At 60.4% G+C, this 22598-nt stretch carries 13 protein-coding genes and 2 pseudogenes; 10 read left to right on the top strand and 5 right to left on the bottom strand.

The annotated features are described in order from the left end of the window. The 3 genes from EXE50_RS12575 to EXE50_RS12565 all read left to right on the top strand — a co-directional run bounded on the left by EXE50_RS12575 (position 1) and on the right by EXE50_RS12565 (position 3220). A complete protein-coding gene (locus EXE50_RS12575; RefSeq protein WP_053773108.1) occupies positions 1–1122 on the top strand; it encodes an ABC transporter ATP-binding protein in 1122 nt (373 codons plus the stop codon). A 6-nt stretch (positions 1123–1128) separates the two neighbouring features. Next, on the top strand, positions 1129–2277 hold the full coding sequence (dgoD, locus tag EXE50_RS12570; protein WP_053773109.1) for a galactonate dehydratase: 1149 nt from the start codon (positions 1129–1131) through the stop codon (positions 2275–2277). Between the two features lie 76 nt (positions 2278–2353). Further along, positions 2354–3220, top strand: a complete 867-nt coding sequence (locus EXE50_RS12565; RefSeq protein ID WP_053773110.1) for an SDR family NAD(P)-dependent oxidoreductase — start codon at positions 2354–2356, stop codon at positions 3218–3220. A gap of 58 nt (positions 3221–3278) precedes the next feature. On the opposite strand, the gene bga is transcribed toward EXE50_RS12565, so the two are convergent. Beyond that, positions 3279–5372: a beta-galactosidase Bga gene (gene bga, locus EXE50_RS12560; protein ID WP_053773111.1), complete on the bottom strand. Its 2094-nt coding sequence runs from the start codon at positions 5370–5372 to the stop codon at positions 3279–3281. Between the two features lie 128 nt (positions 5373–5500). Between bga and EXE50_RS12555 the strand changes: the two genes are divergently transcribed. From EXE50_RS12555 to EXE50_RS12540, 4 genes and pseudogenes are all read left to right on the top strand, one after another. Then, the gene (locus tag EXE50_RS12555) at positions 5501–7504 is read left to right on the top strand and encodes a glycoside hydrolase family 36 protein (RefSeq protein WP_137705227.1); all 2004 of its coding nucleotides are present in this window, start codon (positions 5501–5503) and stop codon (positions 7502–7504) included. A gap of 227 nt (positions 7505–7731) precedes the next feature. After that, positions 7732–8370 carry a bifunctional 4-hydroxy-2-oxoglutarate aldolase/2-dehydro-3-deoxy-phosphogluconate aldolase gene (locus EXE50_RS12550; protein ID WP_137705226.1) on the top strand — a complete coding sequence of 213 codons (639 nt, stop codon included), beginning with the start codon at positions 7732–7734 and terminating at the stop codon, positions 8368–8370. Then, a pseudogene (locus EXE50_RS12545) lies at positions 8367–8927 on the top strand (PfkB family carbohydrate kinase); the annotation flags it as partial. The gene EXE50_RS12550 and the pseudogene EXE50_RS12545, both read left to right, overlap by 4 nt. Positions 8928–9000: 73 nt before the next feature. Beyond that, a pseudogene (locus tag EXE50_RS12540) lies at positions 9001–9448 on the top strand (CBS domain-containing protein); the annotation flags it as partial. 12 nt (positions 9449–9460) lie between these two features. Here the strand turns inward: EXE50_RS12540 and EXE50_RS17495 are convergent. After that, positions 9461–9634 (bottom strand): hypothetical protein, encoded by a 174-nt coding sequence (locus tag EXE50_RS17495; protein WP_199241437.1) that lies wholly within the window; start codon positions 9632–9634, stop codon positions 9461–9463. Further along, positions 9631–9756, bottom strand: coding sequence for a hypothetical protein (locus EXE50_RS17890; RefSeq protein WP_255410369.1), 126 nt, complete (start codon positions 9754–9756; stop codon positions 9631–9633). Before EXE50_RS17890 ends, EXE50_RS17495 begins: the two co-directional genes overlap by 4 nt. A 215-nt stretch (positions 9757–9971) precedes the next feature. Here EXE50_RS17890 and EXE50_RS12535 point away from each other — a divergent pair, with 215 nt between their 5' ends. From EXE50_RS12535 to EXE50_RS12525, 3 genes are all read left to right on the top strand, one after another. Beyond that, positions 9972–10277: a hypothetical protein gene (locus EXE50_RS12535; RefSeq protein WP_199241436.1), complete on the top strand. Its 306-nt coding sequence runs from the start codon at positions 9972–9974 to the stop codon at positions 10275–10277. 92 nt (positions 10278–10369) lie between these two features. After that, a complete protein-coding gene (locus EXE50_RS12530; protein ID WP_137705225.1) occupies positions 10370–12160 on the top strand; it encodes a nitrite/sulfite reductase in 1791 nt (596 codons plus the stop codon). Between the two features lie 2 nt (positions 12161–12162). After that, positions 12163–12465, top strand: coding sequence for a DUF6360 family protein (locus tag EXE50_RS12525; RefSeq protein WP_137705224.1), 303 nt, complete (start codon positions 12163–12165; stop codon positions 12463–12465). A 298-nt stretch (positions 12466–12763) separates the two neighbouring features. Here the strand turns inward: EXE50_RS12525 and EXE50_RS12515 are convergent, their stop codons facing one another. Both EXE50_RS12515 and EXE50_RS12510 read right to left on the bottom strand, forming a co-directional pair. Continuing rightward, positions 12764–13393, bottom strand: coding sequence for a hypothetical protein (locus EXE50_RS12515; protein WP_199241435.1), 630 nt, complete (start codon positions 13391–13393; stop codon positions 12764–12766). 122 nt (positions 13394–13515) lie between these two features. Further along, positions 13516–22389: a VWD domain-containing protein gene (locus tag EXE50_RS12510; RefSeq protein ID WP_137705223.1), complete on the bottom strand. Its 8874-nt coding sequence runs from the start codon at positions 22387–22389 to the stop codon at positions 13516–13518. Positions 22390–22598: the final 209 nt, after the last annotated feature.

The raw sequence follows: 22598 nt of genomic DNA, 5'->3' as shown, positions 1-22598 counted from the left end.
ATGGCAGGAATCAACATCACAGACCTAGACAAGGTGTACGACTCCGGAACCGAGAAGGTGGTCGCGGTAAAGGATCTCTCCGTCGATATCGACCACGGCGAGTTCCTCGTGTTGGTCGGTCCGTCCGGCTGCGGGAAATCGACGACGCTTCGCTGTCTCGCCGGTCTCGAAGACGTGACTGAGGGGTCTATTGCGTTCGGCGACCAAGACGTCACGGACCGCCGGGCCAGCGAGCGCGACGTGGCGATGGTGTTCCAGAACTACGCGCTGTACCCGCACATGACCGTCCGAAGCAACATCGGCTTCGGGCTGAAGCTCTCGACGAAGCTCACCGGCGACGAAATCGAAGAGAAAGTCGAGGACGTCGCCGAGATGCTGGGTATCAGCAAGCTCCTCAACGAGAAGCCGAAAGCGCTCTCGGGAGGGCAACAACAGCGCGTAGCGCTGGGCCGCGCAATCGTCCGCGAGCCGTCCGTGTTCCTAATGGACGAGCCGCTCAGCAACCTCGATGCGAAGCTTCGGTCGGACATGCGGACGGAGCTCCAGGAGCTTCAGGCCGACCTCGACGTGACGACAGTGTACGTCACCCACGACCAGACCGAGGCGATGGCGATGGGCGATCGGATCGCCGTGATGGACGGCGGCGTACTCCAGCAGGTCGGCTCCCCGGAGGAGGTGTACCGCTCGCCGGTCAACCAGTTTGTTGCGGACTTCATCGGCTCGCCGAGTATCAACCTCCTCACGGCCGACGTCGACGGCGACACCCTTCGAGGACCCGGCGGGTTCACCTACACGCTCGACGACCCGGCGCCGGTCGAAGGACACGACCGCGTCAGCGTCGGTATCCGCCCGGAAGACATCACTATCATCGACTCGGGAGCGAACGTGGCTGACGTGACGGTCGTCGAACCGATGGGCAACGAGAACTTCCTCTACATGGAGATGGGCGGCCACGAACTCACCGCCCGCGTCGAACCGTCCATCCGGCCGGCTGAGGACACGCAGGTCGCCTTCGACTTCAGTGAGGCGGCCGTGTATCTGTTCGATGTCGAAAACGGCGACGCGCTCAAGACCAAAACCGACACCGTCGACCTGTCCGTCGTCGGAACCACTGAGTCATAACGTATCATGTATATTACTGACTACGAGCTGTTCGAAGTACCGCCCCGCTGGCTGTTCTTGAAGCTGACGACGAGCGACGGCACCGTGGGCTGGGGAGAACCGATCGTCGAGGGGCGCTCGCACACGGTCGTCGCGGCCGTCGAGGAACTCCTCGACAACTACCTCCTCGGTGAGGACCCGACGCGGATCGAAGATCACTGGCAGGCGATGTATCGGGGCGGCTTCTACCGGGGCGGTCCCATCCTGATGAGCGCCATCGCCGGCGTCGACCAGGCGCTCTGGGATCTCAAAGGCAAGCAGTTCGGCGCGCCGGTCCACGAACTGCTCGGCGGTCGCGCTCGCGACCGGATCCGGGTGTATCAGTGGATCGGGGGCGACCGCCCGGCGGACGTGGGCGAGGCCGCCCGAGAGAAAGCCGATGCGGGCTTTTCGGCACTAAAAATGAACGCCACCGCCGAGCTGCGACCGATCGACACTCCGGCCACCGTCGCCGACGCGGTCGACCGGATCGCGGCGGTCCGCGAGGCGGTCGGCGACGAGGTCGACATCGGGGTCGACTTCCACGGCCGCGTGTCGAAACCGATGGTGCGCCGGCTCGCAGCCGCGCTGGAGCCGTACGACCCGATGTTCATCGAGGAGCCGGTGTTGCCCGAAAACAACGACGCGCTGCCGGCGATCCGGCAGTCGACCACGATCCCCGTCGCGACTGGCGAGCGCATGTACTCGCGGTGGGACTTCAAGGAAGTGCTGGAGGCGGACGCCGTCGACCTGATCCAGCCGGACGTCTCCCACGCCGGCGGGATCACCGAGCTGAAGAAGATCGCGTCGATGGCCGAGGCGTACGACGTGTCGGTCGCTCCGCACTGCCCGCTGGGGCCGATCGCGCTTGCGTCCTGTATCCAGGTCGACGCCTGCACGCCGAACGCGCTGATCCAAGAACAGTCACTCGACATCCACTACAACGAGACGAGTGACGTGCTGGACTACCTCGCCGATCCCTCGGTCTTCGAGTACCGCGACGGCTTCGTCGACATCCCCGACGGCGACGGGCTGGGGATCGAAATCGACGAGGAACACGTTCGCGATCAGCGTGGCGACGTCGACTGGCACAACCCCGTGTGGCGCCACGAGGACGGCTCCGTCGCGGAGTGGTGATCGCCGTGTCGACCCAAGCGAGACAGGACGGACACGCGCGACGAGCCGCACCGACGCTTCGGTCCCGGAGGGCGCCATGACCCGCCGACACGAGTCGCCGGCCGAACATGCCGTCCCCGGGCGCTTCGCCGGGCAAACCGTAATCGTCACCGGCTCGACGCGGGGAATCGGCGCCGGCGTGGCCGAGCGGTTCGCGGCCGAGGGGGCGAACGTCGTCGTCAGCGGCCGGACCGCGGCCGCCGGTGAGGCCGTCGCCGAGCGCATCTCGGAGTCGAACCGGGGGGCTGACGAGCAACGCGCAGACGACGCCCCACTGACGGGCGACGCGACGTTCGTGCGCGCCGACATGCGCGACCCGGACGACGTGGCCGCGCTGGTGGAGGCCGCGGCCGAGCGCTACGACTCGGTCGATGTCCTCGTCAACAACGCCGGTGTACAGACGGAGACGACCGCCGCGGAGGCGACGCTTGACGACTGGTCGTTCGTCTTGGAGACGGACTTCCGGGCGTACTGGCTGGCGGCACGGGCCGCGCTCGAACACATGGACCGCGGCGCCATCGTCAACGTCTCCTCAAATCACGCGTACGCGACGATGCCCGCGCACTTCCCGTACAACGCGGTAAAGGCGGGGATAAACGGCATGACGCGATCGCTCGCGGTGGACTTCGGGCCGCAGATCCGGGTGAACACCGTCGTCCCCGGCTGGGTTGAAGTTGAGCGGACGCGTGACGAACTGCCCAAGGGCCGACTCGAAGAGGTCGAATCGATCCACCCGACCGGTCGCATCGGCACGGTGGCCGACGTGGCCGGTGCGGTATCCTTCCTCGCAAGCGAGGACGCCGCCTTCGTCACGGGGAGCGCACTGCTCGTCGACGGCGGCCGCGGCGCGGTGATGCAAGACGACACGCTCCCGGACTACCGGGCGCGAGAGCGCTCAGAATAGCTGCCGAGCGCTCGCGGGCGCTCTTTTAAATATCTGAGCTGTCTTAAAATCCGATCGATTACTGCTCGGCGACCTGCAACCCGTCAACGTGATCGCCTTCGACGACAGCGACCCCGTACGGCCCCACGACGACGCAGTGTGCATCTGCGTCTATCTCGCCACCGGCCGCCCCTATGTCGATGGCGTCTCTGTCGGTGTCGTCGACGACAAGCGATTCGGCGTCGATGCCGGGTAGTCGGAGATGGTCGCCCGTGAAGTTTGTCACCCACGTGTGGCCGCCGCGGTAGCCGATGCGGACGCCGTTGGGGAGGCGCTCGGCGCGTCGGACGCCTGCGCGGTCGAGCAGGTCTGCCGCGAGCGTCTCGGCCAACGCCGACTCGGGCCAGACCCCGCAGTAGGTGACGTGACCGTCGCCGACTGCGTTGGTGACGACTGCCGAGCGACCATCAGCCGGACCGTCCATATCGTACTCGTATTGCGTCTCGGCCGCGTCGGGGTCGAGCCACTCGGCCCACGTTCGGAACGGGATGATCGAGTCGTCGTCGACATCGGACTCGTCGACGGGCCGGACTGCCGCTTCGAGGCGTCGCGGGAGCGACTCGTGTTGGTCGACGGTCGCACCCACAAGATCGGCCAGGGGGCCGGGCTGTGACGCCGGTCTGAGCTTGTTTTCCGCATCTTTCACGCCCGTGCGAGGGCCGAAGAGTAGCTCGCCGCCGGCCGTGGCGTAGTCGGTTAGACGTTCGGAGAGGCTGTCGGTGACGAGGTGGAGCGCAGGCGCGACGACGGCTTCGTACCCCGAGAGGTTGGCGGTCGGCGGAACCACGTCGACCTGAACGCCGTGGCCGCGCACAGCGCGGTAAAAGGCCTCTTGGAGTGCCCAGTAGTCGAAGTCAGGCGCATGTGGTTGGGCGTCGAGCGCCCACAGCGAGTCGTAGTCGAACACGACCGCAACTGGCGCGTCGACGTGGTCGGTCTCGCCGAGTGTATCGAACTCCCCGGATGTCTGTGTAGCGTCTGTGTACCCGCGGTCTGGGGAGCCGTCGGCCTTGCGGAGTCCGGCGTGATACTGTTCTTGGCCTTCGAGACAGCGCCGCCATCTAAAGTAAAGGACGGCGTCGGCACCGTGAGCCGCGGCGTGGTGTGCCCAGAGCCGCATCGCGCCCTCACCCGGTTGCGGGCAGTGTGGCGGCCAGTTGACATCGCCCGGCTGCTGTTCCATCACCCAGAACGGGCGGTCGAGCGCGCTTCGGTACAAGTCGTGGTCCATCCCCACCTGATCGGGGTCGCCGGCGCGCAGTTGGTCCGGAGACGCCTCGTCGGCGAAGCGGTCTTGTACGAATCCCGTCGGGTACGAGTCCCACGAAACGAGGTCAAGGTCGTCGCTCACGTCGTAGGCGTTCAGGGTTGGGAACCGCCCCATGAAATTGTGCGTGACGAACCAGTCGGGGTTAGCGTCGCGAATGAGGTCGGCGTGGAGGCGATTGTAGTCGACGACCGAGTCGCTGGAGAACCGGGCGTACGCGAGCAGTCGCGAGGGGTGATGCTCGGCCGGGGTCGGTCCCGGCGGATCGACCTCCTCGAAGGAGCTGTACTGTTGGCTCCAGAACCGATTCCCCCACGCCTCGTTGAGCTGGTCGACATCGTCGTAGCGGTCGGCGAGCCACATCCGAAACGCGTCGGCACAGTCGTCACAGTAACACCTGATGGTGCGGTGACAGCCGAACTCGTTATCCGTCTGCCACCCGGCGACGTGCGGCGAGTTGGCGTATCGCTCCGTCACGCGCTCGACGATTCGAGTCGTCTCCTCGCGGTAGGCCTCAGAATTAAAACAGTAGTGGCGGCGGCTGCCGTGTTCCCGGACCGTCCCATCTGGCTCCTCTTGGCGGATCGACGGCCGCTCATCGACCAGCCACTTTGGCGGCGTCGCCGTCGGGGTACACAACACGACTTGCATTCCGTGGTCGCCGATGAGTTCGATGGCTTCGTCGAGCCACTCGAAATTGAACTCTCCGCGCTCGGGTTCAAGTACACCCCACGAGAACTCCGCCATTCGCACGTATTCGAGACCGGCGTCAGCCATCGCTTCCACGTCGCGTTCCCACTCTTCGCTCGGCCAGTGTTCCGGGAAATAACAGACACCAAGACGCATGACCGACCCACTCTATCACGCCACGTAAGCGTTCGGATGGCCGACGGCTGCTTCGCCGTCTGCCGGTGATCAGCCGATTATGGCGCTGACGTGAGTGGCTATTTGTAGCGGGGTGCTGTGATTTGTGTATGCGCGAACACTCTGTAGGTGCCACCACGGTCACGTATGAGCCGGACAGACAGGAACTCGCGGTCGCGGACGACACCGGCGACCTACTCACCGGGATTCTCCAAGCGTCCGGTACTGCGGACGACCATCCACAGGTCGTAGACGTGTCACTGTCGGACGAAGCAGGCGGCGTCACCGTGGCCTGTACGGTGGCGAACACGGGTAACGAGTCGATTTGCGGCGACGAGGTGGCGCTCTCGTTCGAGACCGCATTCGGGTCGGACGCGCGCGTGTACCGACACGGCTACCAGTCGTGGTCGTCGACGGGGACAGTCCCAGTCGGCGAGCGCTTTCCGGAAGAGGATCCGGACAACGCCCCGATGATGAACGACCTCGTAGCGCCGGAAGACAACCGCGTTAGTAGCTACCTAGCCGGATTCGTTGAGGACGACCGCGTTGTCACGGCCGGATTCCTCGAACACGACCGCTACTGCACCCGGTTCGATATCGACGACGACAACGGCGGTATCGAGACGGTCCGCGCGGTGTGTCCGCTTGAAGAGACGCGCCTGGCGCCCGGCGAGCGCCTGACGCTGCCGCCGTTGTGGGTCGACGCCGACCGAGAACTCCGAGCAGGGCTCGCCGCGCTGGCTGACGAGGTCGGGGACCGGATGGACGCACAAGTACCCGAGAATGCGCCGACCGGCTGGTGCTCGTGGTATCACTACTTCACCGATCTTACCGAGGCAGACGTCCGGGAAAACCTCGCAGAGCTTCGCGACTGGGGAATCCCGGTTGATGTCGTCCAGATCGACGACGGGTATATGAAGGCGTTCGGCGACTGGCGGTCCTTCGCCGACGGGTTCGAAGATATGAGCGCTGTCGCGGACGACATCGCGACCGCGGGGTACCGACCGGGGCTGTGGCTTGCGCCTTTTTATGTGGAGGAAGGAGCCGACCTGTACGCTGACCACCCCGAGTGGTTCGTGACGGAGCCGACGGAGGCGCCTTCAGACGGCCCCGGAACACCGGTCGACGGCGGCTTTCGCGCCGGGTCGGAACTGTACGGGCTCGACACGACGCATCCGGAGGTCCTCAAGTGGCTGCGGGAAACCGTGTCGACGGTCGTCGACGAGTGGGGGTTCACTTATTTAAAACTCGATTTCCTGTTTGCCGCGGCGCTGCCCGGCGAGCGCTACGACGCAGAGGCGACGCGGATCGAGGCGTACCGGCGCGGAGTCGAAGCGATTACCGAGGCGGCCGGCGACGACGTGTTCCTTCTGGGCTGCGGCGCGCCGATGGCCCCGAGCGTCGGCCTCTTCGACGCGATGCGTATCGGCCCGGACACCGACCCGACGTGGGAGACACCAGGTGAATCCGGCAGCCAGCCGGGACTGAAAAACGCGGTCAGAAACACCCTGAATCGGAACTTCCTACACCGCCGGTGGTGGCTCAATGACCCCGACTGTCAGCTGGTTCGGGACACGAGCGATCTCACCGCATCCGAGCGTGAGGCGTTCGCGGTGCTCGTCGCCGTGTCCGGCGGCGTAAACATGTTCTCGGACCGGCTTGCGGAAATCGACACAGCTGGTCGGCGGCTCCTCCAACGGTCCATCCCGCCAGCATCCGGCGGCGAGGTCGTTGGACTCGACGGAGAGAGGTTCCCGTCGCGGATTGTCTGCGATAGGCCAGGCGACGGCGCCACGACTGTTGCGTTGTTTAATTGGCAAAACAAGCGGTCGACTGTCCGATTCGACGCACACGAGTACGGCCAGGAGGGTGACCGAGTTATCTGGGACGGCCTCTCCGGTGAAGTCGTCGACGGTCAAGTCGTCGAGCGGGAGCTGGCGCCGCACGGCGCGGCTGTGTTTGCCGTTGTCTCCACGGATACTGGTGACCTACTCGGCGACGCCGCAACACTCACAGGGGGGTCCGACCGTGCATCGAAGGCAACTCTTCGGGATGGAACCATCGACGCGACCGTCGGCGGTGAAGCCCTGACATTCGCGCTCAACAGCGAGTGACGCACGGCGCCAATCAGCTCTAATCTGTCCATTTCAGACTAATGAGGTGTGTTCTGCTGCTGTCGATTCCATCGAATGGTACTAAAACGGCTCGTTACCGATCCGGTAGCGAGCCGTTGTCCGGTCTGACTTCGATAGCGGACGCCGACTGCCGCGGGTGTCCGCGGCAGCCGCCCGATCCCATCACCGAAGTTATGTACGGCTACACAGTATGTACCTGTATAGGAATGAGCGAGGTTGCCGCGCGCGAGCGCATCTTAGAGACGGGTATTGTCGCGATTATTCGTGGGATCGAACCGGATGTGTGCAGTGAGGTCGTCGATGCCATCGCAGCGGGCGGTGTCGATGCGATCGAAATAACAGCTAACACACCCGGCGCAGTCGAAATGATCCGGCGGCTGTCAGCCGAGCACGACGACGTCGCTATCGGCGCTGGCACGGTTCTAGACGCCGAAACCGCCCGGGCCGTCCAACTGGCAGGCGCGGAGTTTGTCGTCACGCCGACAGTCAATGCAGACGTCATCGAAACGTGTAACCGGTACGAGACGCCCATCGCGACCGGTGTGATGACGCCGACAGAAGCGCTCACCGCCACGGAGGCTGGCGCTGACTTCTGTAAGCTGTTCCCCGCTTCGACCGTAGGTCCCGAGCAGGTAAGCGCTATCAACGGACCGTTACCGCAGGTCTCGTTGATCCCGACAGGCGGTGTCTCGCTGGACAACGCCGCGGCGTTCTTCGACGCCGGCGCCGTCGCCCTCGGCGTCGGTAGTGCGATCGTCGATGGCGACGCAATCGACAACGGGGAGTTCGGTGAGCTGACCGAGGCCGCAAGCGAGTTCACGGCACTGGCGGAGACGCACCGATGACGGGCAGTCTCGTCACGTTCGGCGAGACGATGCTCCGCTTGAACCCGCCGTCTGGAGAGCACTTGGAAACCGCCACGTCGTTGGAGTTCCGGACGGCCGGCGCCGAAAGCAACGTTGCGATTGCGGCCGCCCGGCTCGGCGCGCCGGCAGTGTGGCTCTCGAAGCTCCTCGACTCGCCGCTCGGACGTCGAGTCACAAACGAGGTCAGGCACCACGGCGTCGAGCCGCGTGTCGCGTAGGTCGACGAAGCGCGACAAGGGGACTACTACATCGAGGAGGGCTCCATTCCGAGGGGGACGACTGTCATTTAGGACCGCGCCGACGCGGCGACCACAACGGCCACACCGAGCGAAATTGATGGGGGTAAAATCGCTGACGCTGACGCGTTTTACACGAGCGGGATCACGCCAGCGCTCTCGCCGACGCTCGCGGAGACGACGGCCGACCTGTTGGCGGCTGTGAGACAGGCTGGCACGACGACAGCGTTCGATCTCAACTACCGGTCGAAGCTCTGGTCGCCAGAGGAGGCCAAACAGCAGTGTGAGTCGCTCTTTCCTGATTTACACGCCTAATTTAGAACCTTCGCTCTTATGTAGAAACGCGGAAAGCCCGTATAATTACACTCAGACACCCCTCATAGCGCGGATCGAGGGCGGCGACATCGACCCGCGGCTCTCGACGCTCCGCCGCATCGTGAACGCCCTTCAGGAGGCGGAAGGCGAGGTCGTGCACGCGACGGACCTGATGAACGAGACCGTGATCAGCGTCGCGCCCGGCGACGCCATGAGCGAGGCGGTCGACCTGATTGAGGCGGAAGCGTACTCGCAGCTCCCCGTCCTCCAGAACGCCGTGTCGGTCAGCCCGATCAGCCAGGGCGATCATCGTCCACGCGGGCGAGAACGTCGGTGACCACCCGGTCAGCGAGGTGATAAGCGAGTCGTTCCTGACGGTCGCGCCGTCCCCAACCGTCGACGAGGTCCGGAACCTCCTCGACCACTACAAGGCCGTGATGGTCACCGACGGCGGCGAGACGGTCGGGATCATCACCGAGGCCGACATCGCCGCGCAGCTGTCGTAACCCCCGCGCTTACTACTCCTCCCGGCGCTCGGAGAGCCGCTCCCAGATCTCCGTACACCCCGCGCCGTCCTCGACGTCGTCGAGGTGGCCGTCGTCGGGTTCGGCGTCCGGCTCTCCCTCGGTCCCGTCCCTGGCGCCGCTCCGCTCGTCGTCGTTCGTCGCTCGGGAATCGCCTCGCTCGGTCATCGTCGCTCCGAGGCGTCCTCGAAGAGTTCGGGCGCCACGTCCGCGGACGCGTGCTGTCGGTGTGTCCCGTCGAGCGGGTCGACGAGTCGATCGTCGGTGGTGTCAGGAACCGAATCGGTCATTACACCGACGTGCGCGCCCGGGAGTCATAAGCGTCGGCACACGCGTAAATCGGACCACTACTCTCGGATACCGGATTTCATGTCCGGTAGATCGGAGAGTAACTTTACACGTATGTCGGTGTAGTCTGCCGGTTTTCCGATATCCGGCCGTCATCGGTACTGTCGTCGGTTGCGAGCAGCGCCACCCATTGGGTCGTCGCGGCCGAACCCAAGGCGTGACCACTCGTTTGCGCGTCCTCGACGATGGTGCGTGGATCTCCGTCAACGACAGCCGGGAAGTGCGTGTCAGCGAACTGTGGCGGCTCGACACGCCGGATCTGTGTCAGTGCGCGCTCACGGATCTGGTCGTCGAGAACTTCCAGTCGGTCGGCGTCGACGGCTCGACCGTGGAGGCGAAGGTGTACGGCCAGTGTATCTCGTGTGGGACGACCGGGATCACCGGGTGGATACCTATCGGACGGGTACGCGGGGGCGATTTCGTTGAATTCGACCGTTCCGCCGTTCGCCGGGTGCGACGGTGAAAGTAGCGGCAACACGTGCCACGTCGAGGGGGCACCGGGGAACGTTGACGCCACGCCGTCAGCTATGTGGATGTCGGCTGTAGGCCGGATCGATGCCGACGGACGTCGAAAACTGGAAATCGGAGGTGTACGGCAACGAGGTGCGCGACCGCCTGTTTGAGTTCGCCGAGGAGGGGTACGACTCGATCCCTGACGACGAGCGGGACGCGTGGTTCGAGCGGTTCAAGTGGTGGGGCCTGTACCACCAGCGGAACGGACAGGAGGGGTACTTCATGCTGCGGATCGGGACCCCGAACGGCGTGCTTGAACCGGGACAGCTCCGCGTCGTCGGGGAGATAGCCGACGAGTACGCCTGCGGTCCCGGTACAAACCCGATTTTCGGCGACGCGTACGCCGACTTCACCACCCGTCAGTCGATCCAGCTCCACTGGATCGAGCTGTCGGACGTGCCCGCGGTCTTCGAGAAGCTGGAGGCGAACGGGCTCTCGACCCAGCAGGCCTGCGGGGACTCGTGGCGGAACATCGTCGGGAACCCCGTCGCGGGCAAGGACGGGCAGGAGGTGATCGACGCGTGGCCCGTCATCCGCGACCTCAACGAGCGGTTCAAGGGGAACGACGACCACACGAACCTCCCGCGCAAGTGGAAGGTGTCCGTCACCGGCTCCGCCGACGGCTCCGGACAGGGCGACATCAACGACCTCGCCTTCGAGCCGGCGTACAAGGCGGTCGGCGGGGACGGCGGTGAAGGCGGGAGAGAGGGCGGCGGCGACGAAAGCGAGGACGCGGTCGGCTTTAACGTCAGGGTCGGGGGCGGGCTCGCGCGCAACGAGCCGCGGTTCGCCCGCGACATCGACGTGTGGGTCCCTCCCGAGCGGGTCCCAGACGTGGCCGGCGGGCTCTCCGCGCTGTTCCGCGACTACGGCGACCGCGAGGACCGGTACAACGCCCGCGTGAAGTTCCTCGTCGACGAGTGGGGTCAAGAGGAGGTCCGCGAGACGCTCCAGGAGGAATACGTCGACTTCGAACTTGCGACCGCCGGCCGCGACGTTCGGGAGGAGTACACCTACAACGCCGGCGAGGGCGAGCGCAACGACCTGATCGGCGTCCACGACCAGAAAGACGGCCGGAACTTCGTCGGGCTGAACGTGCTCGTCGGGCGGATGGGGGCCGACGACGTCCTCGAACTGGCCGACCTCGCGGCGGAGTACGGCTCCGGCGAGGTCCGGCTCTCCCAGCGGCAGAACGTCATCGTCACCGACGTGTCGGACGAGGCCCTCGGCGGGTTCCTCGACGAGCCGCTCTTAGACCACTACTCGCCCGACCCGTCGCCGTTCATGCGCGGCTCGGTCGCGTGTACCGGCACGGAGTTCTGCTCGCTGTCTATCGTCGAGACGAAGAACCGGCAGGTCCGGTTCGCTCGCTGGCTGAAGGCGAACGTCGACCTCCCTGACGGCGTCGACGAGTTCCACGTCCACCTCTCCGGGTGTACGGCCTCGTGCGCGCAGCCGCAGATCGCCGACGTGAGCCTGCGCGGGATGAAGACCCGTAAGGACGGCGACCCGGTCGAGGCGCTCGACGTGGGTCTTGGCGGCGGGCTCGGGGAGAACCCGGGGTTCGCCCGCTGGGTCACCCAGCGCGTGCCCGTCGACGAGGTCCCCGGAGCGATCGCGAACCTGATCGACTCGTTCGCCGCCGAGCGCGACGAGGGCGAGTCGTTCCGGGCGTTCGTCGCCCGCCACGACGAGGACGAGCTCGACGCCCTCGTAGAGCCGGAGGAGACCGACTACGAGGACCCGATGATGCACAACACGAAGCGCACATGGTACCCGTACGCCGAGGACGACGCGATGGAGGACGCGCCGCCGACGCCGGCGGACGACTGACGATGCCGAATCGCCTGCTCCGCGTCAACGCATACACGACGCTGGACCTCGTCGACGGGCGCGCCCGCGGCCACGAGTTCGAAACCGACGCGCCCGGCGTCGTGAATGTCACCGCGCCGCGGGAGGACCCCGAACAGGTCACGCTGGCGGTCGAACTGGACGGGACGGAGATAGACGACCTCGCCGCCCACGCCGACGAGTTCGACCTCTCGCCCGCGCAAGCGAGAACGCTGGCCGAGGCCCTGGAGTTGACGGCGGACCGGGTCGAGGCCGCGAAAAGCGGTAACAGCGCCGACCCATTATAAATAAGACGATGCGGTGGCGCGTGCCGGCGAGCGCCCAGAGGGCGCGAGTCGCACGACCGACGAGGCTGGGGCTTTGGAGGTGTTCAGGGTCGATCCTGCCCGGTCCACCCAGTCGATACTGATGTATCCTCGTTGCTCCGAAACCTCCTCCACGACCCCGGGAGTCAGATACAACCGAACGTCCTCCGCTTTGACGTACTGAATGAAGGTCTGATAGGCGTCACTCTCAGTGCCACCGATGGTTCGGAGGAAGCTCGCATCGAGAAGGAGGGCTGTTGGGAACGGCCACGGATAGGCCTCACTCATCGGCGCGCTCGTACGGCCCCCGCTCGATTGCTCGCTCGTGGACGTTTACCTCGAACGTAACGTCGCTGAGTGTCGGGTCGGAGTCCTTCACGACGACAAGGACTCTTTCGATTGCTTGCGTGACCGCAATGGCTTCGACAGCGGGAACACCAACGTCGTCGGCAACACCGCGACGGGTCGTCTCGCCCTGCAGGTAGTTGATCGTGCCCATCACCGCCGGTGCTAGCGCCGCCTTCCCATGCCGATCAACGTAGAGTTCGAGATCGTCGTCAACGCTTGTTGCCCCGTAGACGGCGATGATGGCGGGGCCGAATTCAAGAGTGATCTCATCGGTCCAGTCGCCACTTACGGGTTCGGCACGCCAGAGTGCTGAGCCGTCCTGGTGTTCGTCCAGCTCCTCAGCGACGCCCAACTTCTCCAGCATATTGGCGTACTTGTACGCGGTACTCTTGGAGAACTCCTGACGCTCACGGGCTGCCGTGATTGTCGTTGAGGTGTTGATCAGTAGGTCCGTGTAGAACCGCGCGAGTTCTGGGATGCCCAGTAGCTCCTGAATGGCGAAGAACCGGTGGGCGGTGTGCCCTGCGTCCGGTGGCTGAACGGAGGCGGGGGCGTTCGACATAGTCCATAGTACGCGAAATATGTACTAATTGCTTTGGGTCGCTTAGACTGACCGAGAGGAGTAGTCGAAGAAAACTAGGTACGAACGGAAACCCTAACGCAAAATTCGTTTCCAATCGTTAGCTATGTTCTATCCCGACGTCGGAGTATCGCTAATGTAGCAACAACCACAGCTACGAGAGCAATTAGAACGGGGATTATTGGAATACCGGATCCGCTGGGTTCAGTCGTAGCCGATGTCTCGTCAGTTTCGGACGGTTCAGAGGTTTGCGTTTCACCAGATTCAGTCGAATCAGGTTCGGTCCCCGAGGACCCATCAGCGGTCGTTTCTGAAGCGGATGGCTCAATAACAGCGAAGAGTGAGAATGACTCGACGGGCGCAGTGATAGTAGCCGTACCATCACTTACCTCTTGAACCGTTGTCTCTCGCTGCTCCCATCCGTCATCAGTCCGATGGACGATTACCGCGCTACTTGGGTCATCCAACTGTTCACTAGGTACGTCAATTTCGACTGTAGCGGATGTCTGCTCGGGCACGGTCGAGCTCGGTGAGATGTCGACAACCGTCACAAAGTCGAATTCGGAGGTACCGTTGACGCTTGTGACGTCTCCAGCGATGCGGTCAGTGATCGCCGCAACTGTCTGGTTTGGCACCTCACCGAATTCGGAGACTGTCACCGAACCCACTGTAGTATCCTCGAACCCGACACGAGTGACCCCTGTCTCCTCGAACGCAGCGGTCCGCCCGTCGATATCGGTTTCCTCAACGACGGTAGGTTCAACATCGATGATCGGGAAATCAACCTCAGTTTCATCAGTGATGCTACCACCACCGCCTCCACCTCCACCACCACCAGTGACGGTATCCCCGCCACTATTGTCGTCATCGCCGGTAGCGACTGTGACTGTTACCGTTTGGTTCGTCACCAGACCCGCCTCGTCGGCAACCCGTATCTCGACTGTACGACTCTTACCTGGCTCCAGCCCAGTGAGTTCGTATCGCGTGCTGCTGGCGTTGATCTGCGCCGACTCCGTTACCTCGGTGCCGTCTTCGAGGACGGTCACTGACCCGGTAGCAACCCCTGAAATCGTATCGTTGTAGCTGAACGTGATCGTTGCGTTGTCAGCGCTCGCATTAAGCGACGTATCGTTCGTCTCGAGGGTCACAGAGGGAGCCGTGTTGTCGACGAGCAGGCCGCGCGTGGTGACGTTCCGGACGCCGGTTTCGCTGGTTGCGATGACACCTAGCGTGTACGCGCCGTCCTCGACCGCCTCACCGTCGGCAGTCGTGTCCCACGAGACGGTCTGCTCGCTGTCGAAGGTACCGCTGACGTTCTCCTCGAAGACAATCTCCGTCCCGTTCGCAACAATGACCCGAACGTTGTCCGGATCGGGATGGCTAGCCGCGACTGTAACGTCTAGCGGCCGTTCTTCGGTCACTACTCGCTCCGAGTCGTTTTCGACGGTAAGTTCGGGTGCCGTGAGCGCGATGTCGGTTGACGTCGCATCAGTCGTCACCTCCGTCTCGTCTGCGGCTCTCGAGGCGGACGTGATGAACGACCGGTCTTCAGTGAGCGCGTAGTCGATCACCGCGTCACGGAAGTGAGCCGTGCCGGGATCGAGTCCGGCGTTCGTTGCCGCCTCGATTGCGGCTTCGCGGTCGTCTGCTGGAAGATCGTCGACGGTGACCTGTTCGGACGGATAGTTCGGATCGTAGAACCCGGCCGCGCTCTCGCCAGCATCGTAGTCGAACAGCGAGTTCTCGGCGGTGACGCGGTAGTCCTCGCGGTACTGGCCGTACAGTGCCTCGAAGGACGGCTGTGTCGACAGCGTTGTGCCGTCCGCGCGCATGAGATCGTTGTTCGGATTTCCGTCCGGGCTTCCGAGGAGCCCCGTCATCGAATCGACGGCGGTCCGGTTCGGTTTGACGACCACGTCGAGGCGGTTACCCGCGACGGTCGCTTCCAGCCGTGAGTCACCGTCGTCGACTTCACCGTCTTCGCCGGGGTAGACGACGATGTACTTCTCGGGCGTGCGGAAGATCTCGCCGTCGCCGACGGTCAGGGATTCGCCCGTTTCGAGCGACTGGGACGTGCCGTCAACCGTTAGCATCTGTTCGTCGCGAGCGTCAATGGTGACGGTCGTCCCGTTGAGTTGCGTGGCGACCGCCGAGATGACGCTCACGTCGCGGCTGGCGACCGGGCGGAGGCGCGCCTGGACGTACGGGTTGCCGTCGCTGTCGTTCGTGAGGATGAATTCGCCGGCGGCTTGGAAGTCGTAGGCGACACCGTCGTAGGTGGTGAGATGTGGATCGCCGGTGGCGGAGCCAGAATGACCACCCTCGAATGAGGTAGGTAAGTCTAATTTTGGATCCGGAGTGTCGGCGGGTGACTGTGTATAACCATTGTCGATCATGATACCGATGTCATTGTGTTTACGCTCAGAAATCCTAGTTGCAATTGAATCACCAACGGCTCCAGAAGTAGAGGCGACCGATATAACTCTCGGGTATCCCTGCGGACCAGTGTGCCAGACAGGACCACCGCTAGCTCCTTGAATATTCGGTTCAATTGGCCCAGGCAAATTCACAAAGTGGCATTTGTTATTCAGTTGGCAGTCTAATTTAATTCGAGCAACAGATGTTCCTTCGCCATCTGCAGGGAGATCTATCTGCCTATCTGGGGCGGGGACAAATGAAAGACTACTTTGTGGGTACCCAGTTAGATGTACTTCCTCGGAATATATTCTGCTGTTAGGTTCGTGAAATTCGTAACCGAATGTTCCTACGTCTGGCCCAACTCTTTGTTCTAAAGTGAGTATAGCAATATCTCTGGTCTGATCCCCTTTTATTTGGAGTCCACCGAAAGTCCTATCGTAATTAGCATATTTTTTATATATCTGAATGTTAACAATCGGTACTCCTGTTCGCTGTCCTATTCTCCCGTCATACTTTGTCCTAAATTCTATATTATCATTTGTTACTTGAGGTTCAAGAGTATCGTTTTCATCGTCATAAACGCAGTGTGCAGCAGTCAGAACGTGTCTATCCTCAACTAATACTCCGGAGCAATAGCCGACTTTTGATGAATTTTGCTTCGCGATCGCCCCTATTGCACTCCAAGGGTACTGCCCTACAGAGCTAAATTGATTAGTCGGAGTAGGCGAATTTTGTACAGCTGGTGTAGTGTAGCTAGATGACTGTGTTCCAGACGGTAGCGATGGTTCCGCAAATGCGTATATAGTATTATCATCGAAAGTAGTCAAATTGTTAAACTCACTATCTGTCGTATTATAGCTGATAATATTATTCTCAGTTTCAAATTTTGTCGACCAGCTAGTTTTGTCAGTTAAAATCCATTCATTATTTATACGCGATTCTGTCAGGATACGGACTTTCTTGATTCCGTTCATCGATGAGTCGTACTCGTAGCCGTAGGATCCAGTTTCACCGGCAGAAATTTTCGTTCCAACCCCTCCCCGAGTAACGTTCTTCTCCGCGGAGTCGTCGTTGTTCGTATCCACTTGGATCCGCACCCGCACAGGTCGTTCGGGCCCGTCGTTCTGAACTACCGGACCGATCGCAACTGGGCGGCCGCCGTAGAAGCCGCCCTCGCCGTTCTCGTCGCCGTCAAGTGCGACCCGTGACAACCGCGGAGCCGTCCGCCGAACCGTCGTGCTTGCGCCGTTAGCGTCCACTGTAACGGTTGTACCGCCCCAGAAGGCACCCTCTGGCCCGTACAATTCGACGTTGTACTCGCCGGCGGTCAGCGTGGACCACGACGCGGCACCGCTCTGATTGGCCTGTCGACTGTCGAGGATCACGAAGCTCTCGTTGTAGAGTTTGATTTCGGCCCCGGCAACGATTTCACCGCTCGCGTTCTTGGCGGTCACCGACAGCGTATTCGACCCGTTCAGTTCGGGTGGCCGGTTCGGCGTGATTGTCTCGTTGACATCGGTACTGGCGTTCTGCTGTTGTGCCGAGGAGAAGTAACTCTCGTCACCAGTCAACGCATAATCGACGAGCGCGTTCCGGTAGGCCGACGTGCCCGGCGTGAGCCCTGCGTCTGCCGCGAGCTCCTCTGCCTCAGCACGCGTGCTCGGATCGATATCATTGACCGTGAAACTACCACGTGGAATCGCCGGATTGTAGTAGGTCTCCGGCCCGTTATCACCCTCGTACTCGAACAGCGTCGTGTTCTCGGTAACCCGCCAGTCATCGCGGAACGGACCGTACAGCGCGTTGGAATCTGACGGATTCGACACGACGATGCCGTTCGCGAACGTGATGTCGTTCGAACTGTTTCCGTCGACGTCTCCGAGAAGCCCTTCAACGGGCGTGCTGCGATCGGGATCAAGTCGGACCTCGATGTCGATCCGGTTATCGAACATATCAACGATAACCCGCTCGTCGGTCGGGTCCGGCTCGCCGTCTTCGCCCGGATAGACGATCACGTAGCTGCTTCCAGTGCGCTCGATGGTCCCGTTGCCGACGGCGACCGCGTCCCCGTCTTCGATCGGAGTCGGTGTCCCGTCGACCTGGACGGGCGTCGAGTCGGTCGCGTCGATGACGACCGACTGACTGTCGAGCGTGGTCGCGAGTGCCGTATTTATGGTCACGGAATCGCTGCGCTCGACTGGCTCTTGACGGGCCTGGATCTCGAGCGATCCCGTCGGCTCGCGCACGAGTGTGTACTCTCCAGCCGCCATGTAATCGTAGGCGACCCCGTCGAACGTGACGAGGTGTGGGTCGCCGGTCGAAACGGCCGTGGCGAAGTCCTGCGCCACTACTTCCAATTGTTGCGTGCGAGAGGCGCTTGCGACGGAGACGCCGTACGTGTATGTCCCAGTCTCAAGTTCGGGAGCGGCTGCGAAACCAACGGTCGTGTTGTCTCCCGCCGGAATCGTAACATCACGGGAGTCCACGGATTCGAGTGTGCCGTCTTGATCGGTGTCGACGCCGAAGACGACCTGTTCGGTAGCATTTGCTACCGCTTGGTTACTCAACGTTACAGAGACCGAAAGTGAACTGTCGGTACTGGCGGTCTGTGGTCCCCGTACTTCCCCGATTGTGACAGAGGACGCTTCCGTCGAATCTGAGGTTTCGTTGATCGTGGTAGTAGTGTTTTGCTGCTGAGCTGATACGAGGAAACTGTCGTCCCCAGTGATGGCATAGTCGATAACAGCGTTCCTGAACGCAGCTGTATCAGGTTCGAGTCCGGCGTTCTCGGCACGCTCTTCCGCCGCTGCTCGATCCTCCGCGTCAAGATCATCAACGGTTAATACGTCCTCTGGGACGGCCGGATCGAAGTACGTCTCTGGTCCGTTGTCACCGTCATACACGAACAGCGTCGACTCGTTGTTGACCCGCCAAGCGTCGCGATACGCCCCGTACAACAGATCGGGGTCTGATGACGTGGAAACCGTCGTCCCGTTCGGGTATGCGATATCATTCCCGCTGTTCTCGTCGAGATCTCCGAACAGGCCTTCCACCTCTTTCGTGCGGCTAGCGTCGAGATTCACCTCGATGTCCAGACGGTCCTCGAACAGGTCAGCAATCAGATACTCATCACTTCTCCCGGCCTCATCGTCTTCTCCGGGGTAGACAACTCGAACACTGTTACCATCGCGAGTAACGGTCCCGTTTCCGACAGAGACCGTTTCTGACTCTTCGATCTGGACTGTCGATCCGTCAATCGTGACCGGTGCGTCATCGGTCGCATCGATGACGATTATATGGCCGTCGACAGTCGTCGCAACGCCTGTATTGATCGTTACGGATCGGCTGAACTCGCTTGGCTCCTGTCGGGCCTGAATTTCTAGTGACCCATTCGGCTCACGAACCAAGACGTACTCGCCGGCCGCTTGGAAATCATACTCGAACCCATCGAAGGTAACTAGATGTGGGTCCCCGGTTGAGACCGCAGTCGTGAACTCTGCGTCAACGACAGTCAACTGCTTCTCAATCCGATCGTTCGAGGTGAGAATACCATAGGTGTACGTCCCTGTCTCCGGGGGCGAATCCGCAGTCGAACCGATTGTCGTCGTCTCACCACCGTCAAGAGTGATGTTCCGCGACTCGATAGGCTCAAGTGTCCCGTCTTTGTCGCGGTCAATTCCGAGCGTTACTGACTCAGTAGTCGTGTTGGAGTCTTGGTTAGTGAGTGTCACCGACGCGGAGAAACGGTCACCAAGACTGACGCTCACCGGGCCTCGGATCCCAGTTGTCTCGAATCCGGTTGTGTTGCTCACCGTGAACGAGTCAGACGTTGTGTTTTGATTTCTACTCCGATCGAATACTGTAATAGACGCGGTATAATTGCCTGTCTTATTAAGAGTAGAACTGGACAAAGTAATGTTTGGACTGATAGTATATTTTTCAGTGATAGTGTCGTTTCCAGAGCTGATAACCCACTCGTACTCAACTATTCCCACGTTGTCGGTGCTCCCAGTAGCGTTCAACGTCACTGTGTCATCAACCGGAACTGAGTCAGGAACGCTCAACCGCGCTGCCGGCGCCTCGTTATCTACGAAAGTAACGTTCTTTATTGTCGTCGCATTCGTCTCGTCAGCATCGACAGCGGTGACGGTAAACTCGTAAGTCCCAGGTGCGATGTCGGTCCCCGTCAGATTCAGTTCCGGAACTGATGTCGTAATGGTTGAGTTGTTTACCGGGGACACGCTCCATTCATATTGGTCTACTTGTTGAGTGGTCGTTGCATTCAGCGTAACATTCGAACCGACCGGAGCCGGACGTGGCGTCACGGTCAAATTCACCTCTATTGCCGGCTCGGCCCCACCGTCTGAGTCGACAGATAGCTCTCGGATGGCTGATTCAGTCGCGCCGCTCTCGTTGAAGGCTGTGAGAGAGATCTCGTATGTTCCCTCTGTAGAGTAAGTATGATTCGTAATGGGCGAGCTGCTATTTGCGGTGGTTCCGTCACCGAATTTCCAGCGATACTCGGTGATAGTTCCATCCATGCTACTCGCCGACGCATCAAATGTAACCTGCTCCCCCACTGTCGGTGTCGCAGAGGAGGTAGTAAATGTCACAACATCGGTATCGGGATCGACATCAATAGATTCCCAGCGAGTGTAGAACTCACCGCGGTCATCAATAGCCAAAATCATCACGTCATAGTCCGAACTCGCAGCATTCTCAGGTACGGTTAATTGTAGTTGCTCGCTCTCCCGTCCGACATCATATCGGATATACTCGTCACCACCGCTTAGAACTGCAATTGCCGTCGTATTGCCATCGCTTGTCTCAAAGTCTATCGAGAGTTGTTCTCCCGCAGATACTTCTTGTCTATTTAGTGTGAGGTCAACATCACCAGGCTCCTGCTGTTGAGTCTGTCCACTACCGACAACATTAGCCGACCGGTACGGATGAATATCATTTATGAATATATCGCCCCCTACCCCTGGCACAGTTGTCCCAACTTTTTCAGGGAGAGTAATCCTCGAAGTCGCCGTCCCATCGGGACCGGTTCGCGTCGCAGTTGTGTTGACAATCTCGAACGATTGTTGGCTTTGGAGCGCAACCGAGACGGGGACACCAGCTACCCCAATACCGTTCGGATCCGTCGCAGTAAATGTGATATTCTGTGTTTCACCGGCAACAAGGCCAAATTCTCCTTGTAGGTCAACTTCAAACTCCTGAACATCGACCCCAAATCCGTCATCGGTGTAGACGTTGCCGTTGTATTCTAATGCGGCATTTGGGCTTACTCTTGTCCCGGGCGGGATACTCTCCGGAACAGTGAATTCCTGTCGGGCGACGCCTTGATTATTTGTCGTGAGAGTGAACTGCTTCAGCGGCACATCGACGTCATAATCCCTCAGCCCAACGCTTACCTCAATATCCTCTTCAGCAAGTGGTGCTCCGTTCTGTTCAGCCTCCACTTCAACAACCGCTGTCCCACTTGGTGAGACAATATTCGTTTCGGACGAGGTTGCTCTAACGTCCGTTTCAACCGTGACTCCATCGGCCTGTGTTGCACCGGTCGGTTCAGTAAGTTCGAATAATGAATCCTGTACAACCACCTTACTTCCATCGTCAGTCTGTCCTACTAACCGGTAGTCAGCCTGTTTATTCGGTGCTTCCCACTCAGCTGTAAACAGGCCAACTTGGTTTGTTGCTGTCTCTATTGTTGCGGCTGTTGAGTCGTTATCGCGGTTAATTACCCTAATCCGGAGATCTTTGTTAGCCGCCAACCCCGATTGATCATACAGGTATCCACCGAATTCCACCTTATCTCCACTAGGTTGATTGTCGACATCATACTCAAGAGCCAACTTGGCGACGTACTCGGTGGCTGTGACTTGCTCAGAGATTTCTGAGTTCTGATCGGTGATTCTGTAATCACCAGGCTCAGACGGAGTAAACGGAACTGTCGCAAATCCATCCGACCCGGTAGTGACGGTCTTGCTTTCAACAGTACCGTCCGGTCCCTCTATATTAACTGTACGTGTGATATTTTCAACCGGTTTTGCCGCATTTTGAGCGTGAAACGTGAAGTTCGTCTGCTTATTCACAAATGCGGGTCTCGGAAAATTGACGCCGTTAACTGTTCGTCCAGCAGTGAAACTAGCAAACGTACGCTGTGTTGCTGACTCAACGGTAACAAAGTATTCTCCGTTAGAATAATTTGACATATTAACATCAAGAATTGCAACTCCAGAACTGTTAGTACGTATGGTGCGATTTAGAATCTGCTGGCTCGTTGAATCACTGCGGACTGTGACGGTGAGCTCTTTGTTTGCTACTCCGGATGATGGTGTTACGGACGTATCCACAGCACCCATCCAAAGAGTGACAGTTTCATTATTGTCGTACTGCGGACCGTCACCTACAACAACTCCGATCTTGACATCTTCATCCGCTGCTTCTGCCGGTGTCGTCATGACACCAGCCGATATTAACAAAATTAGTAATATGATTGATATTGTGATTTTTGTTCCTCTCTTACACCAGATCCCGACCTGTTGCTCTCTCATACGCGTATGCTTATACCTGATTTGTTCAAGCTATAAATTATTTTTTAATGAAACAATTTATTCAATCAGTTAACATGAACGCGCTGGTTTGAATTCCTAACGCCAGATACTGTCTAAATGTATTATTTCAATCGCTAGTCAAATACAATGTATAGAAATCCCAAACATAGTAGTGTATGTTCACTAATTAATAACGGTCTCTCTTCATA

This window comes from Halorubrum sp. ARQ200 (genome assembly GCF_005435115.1).
Lineage (GTDB): Archaea > Halobacteriota > Halobacteria > Halobacteriales > Haloferacaceae > Halorubrum > Halorubrum tropicale.
Note: the sequence above shows the minus strand (reverse complement) of the source record. Positions and strands in the feature narration are given on the sequence as shown.

Bases quoted from the DNA above. Each gene is read 5' to 3' on its own strand.
- EXE50_RS12575 (WP_053773108.1), top strand. From the start codon at position 1: ATGGCAGGAATCAACATCACAGACCTAGACAAGGTGTACGACTCCGGA.
- dgoD (WP_053773109.1), top strand. From the start codon at position 1,129: ATGTATATTACTGACTACGAGCTGTTCGAAGTACCGCCCCGCTGGCTG.
- EXE50_RS12565 (WP_053773110.1), top strand. From the start codon at position 2,354: ATGACCCGCCGACACGAGTCGCCGGCCGAACATGCCGTCCCCGGGCGC.
- bga (WP_053773111.1), bottom strand. From the start codon at position 5,372: ATGCGTCTTGGTGTCTGTTATTTCCCGGAACACTGGCCGAGCGAAGAG.
- EXE50_RS12555 (WP_137705227.1), top strand. From the start codon at position 5,501: ATGCGCGAACACTCTGTAGGTGCCACCACGGTCACGTATGAGCCGGAC.
- EXE50_RS12550 (WP_137705226.1), top strand. From the start codon at position 7,732: ATGAGCGAGGTTGCCGCGCGCGAGCGCATCTTAGAGACGGGTATTGTC.
- EXE50_RS17495 (WP_199241437.1), bottom strand. From the start codon at position 9,634: ATGACCGAGCGAGGCGATTCCCGAGCGACGAACGACGACGAGCGGAGC.
- EXE50_RS17890 (WP_255410369.1), bottom strand. From the start codon at position 9,756: ATGACCGATTCGGTTCCTGACACCACCGACGATCGACTCGTCGACCCG.
- EXE50_RS12530 (WP_137705225.1), top strand. From the start codon at position 10,370: ATGCCGACGGACGTCGAAAACTGGAAATCGGAGGTGTACGGCAACGAG.
- EXE50_RS12525 (WP_137705224.1), top strand. From the start codon at position 12,163: ATGCCGAATCGCCTGCTCCGCGTCAACGCATACACGACGCTGGACCTC.
- EXE50_RS12515 (WP_199241435.1), bottom strand. From the start codon at position 13,393: ATGTCGAACGCCCCCGCCTCCGTTCAGCCACCGGACGCAGGGCACACC.
- EXE50_RS12510 (WP_137705223.1), bottom strand. From the start codon at position 22,389: ATGAGAGAGCAACAGGTCGGGATCTGGTGTAAGAGAGGAACAAAAATC.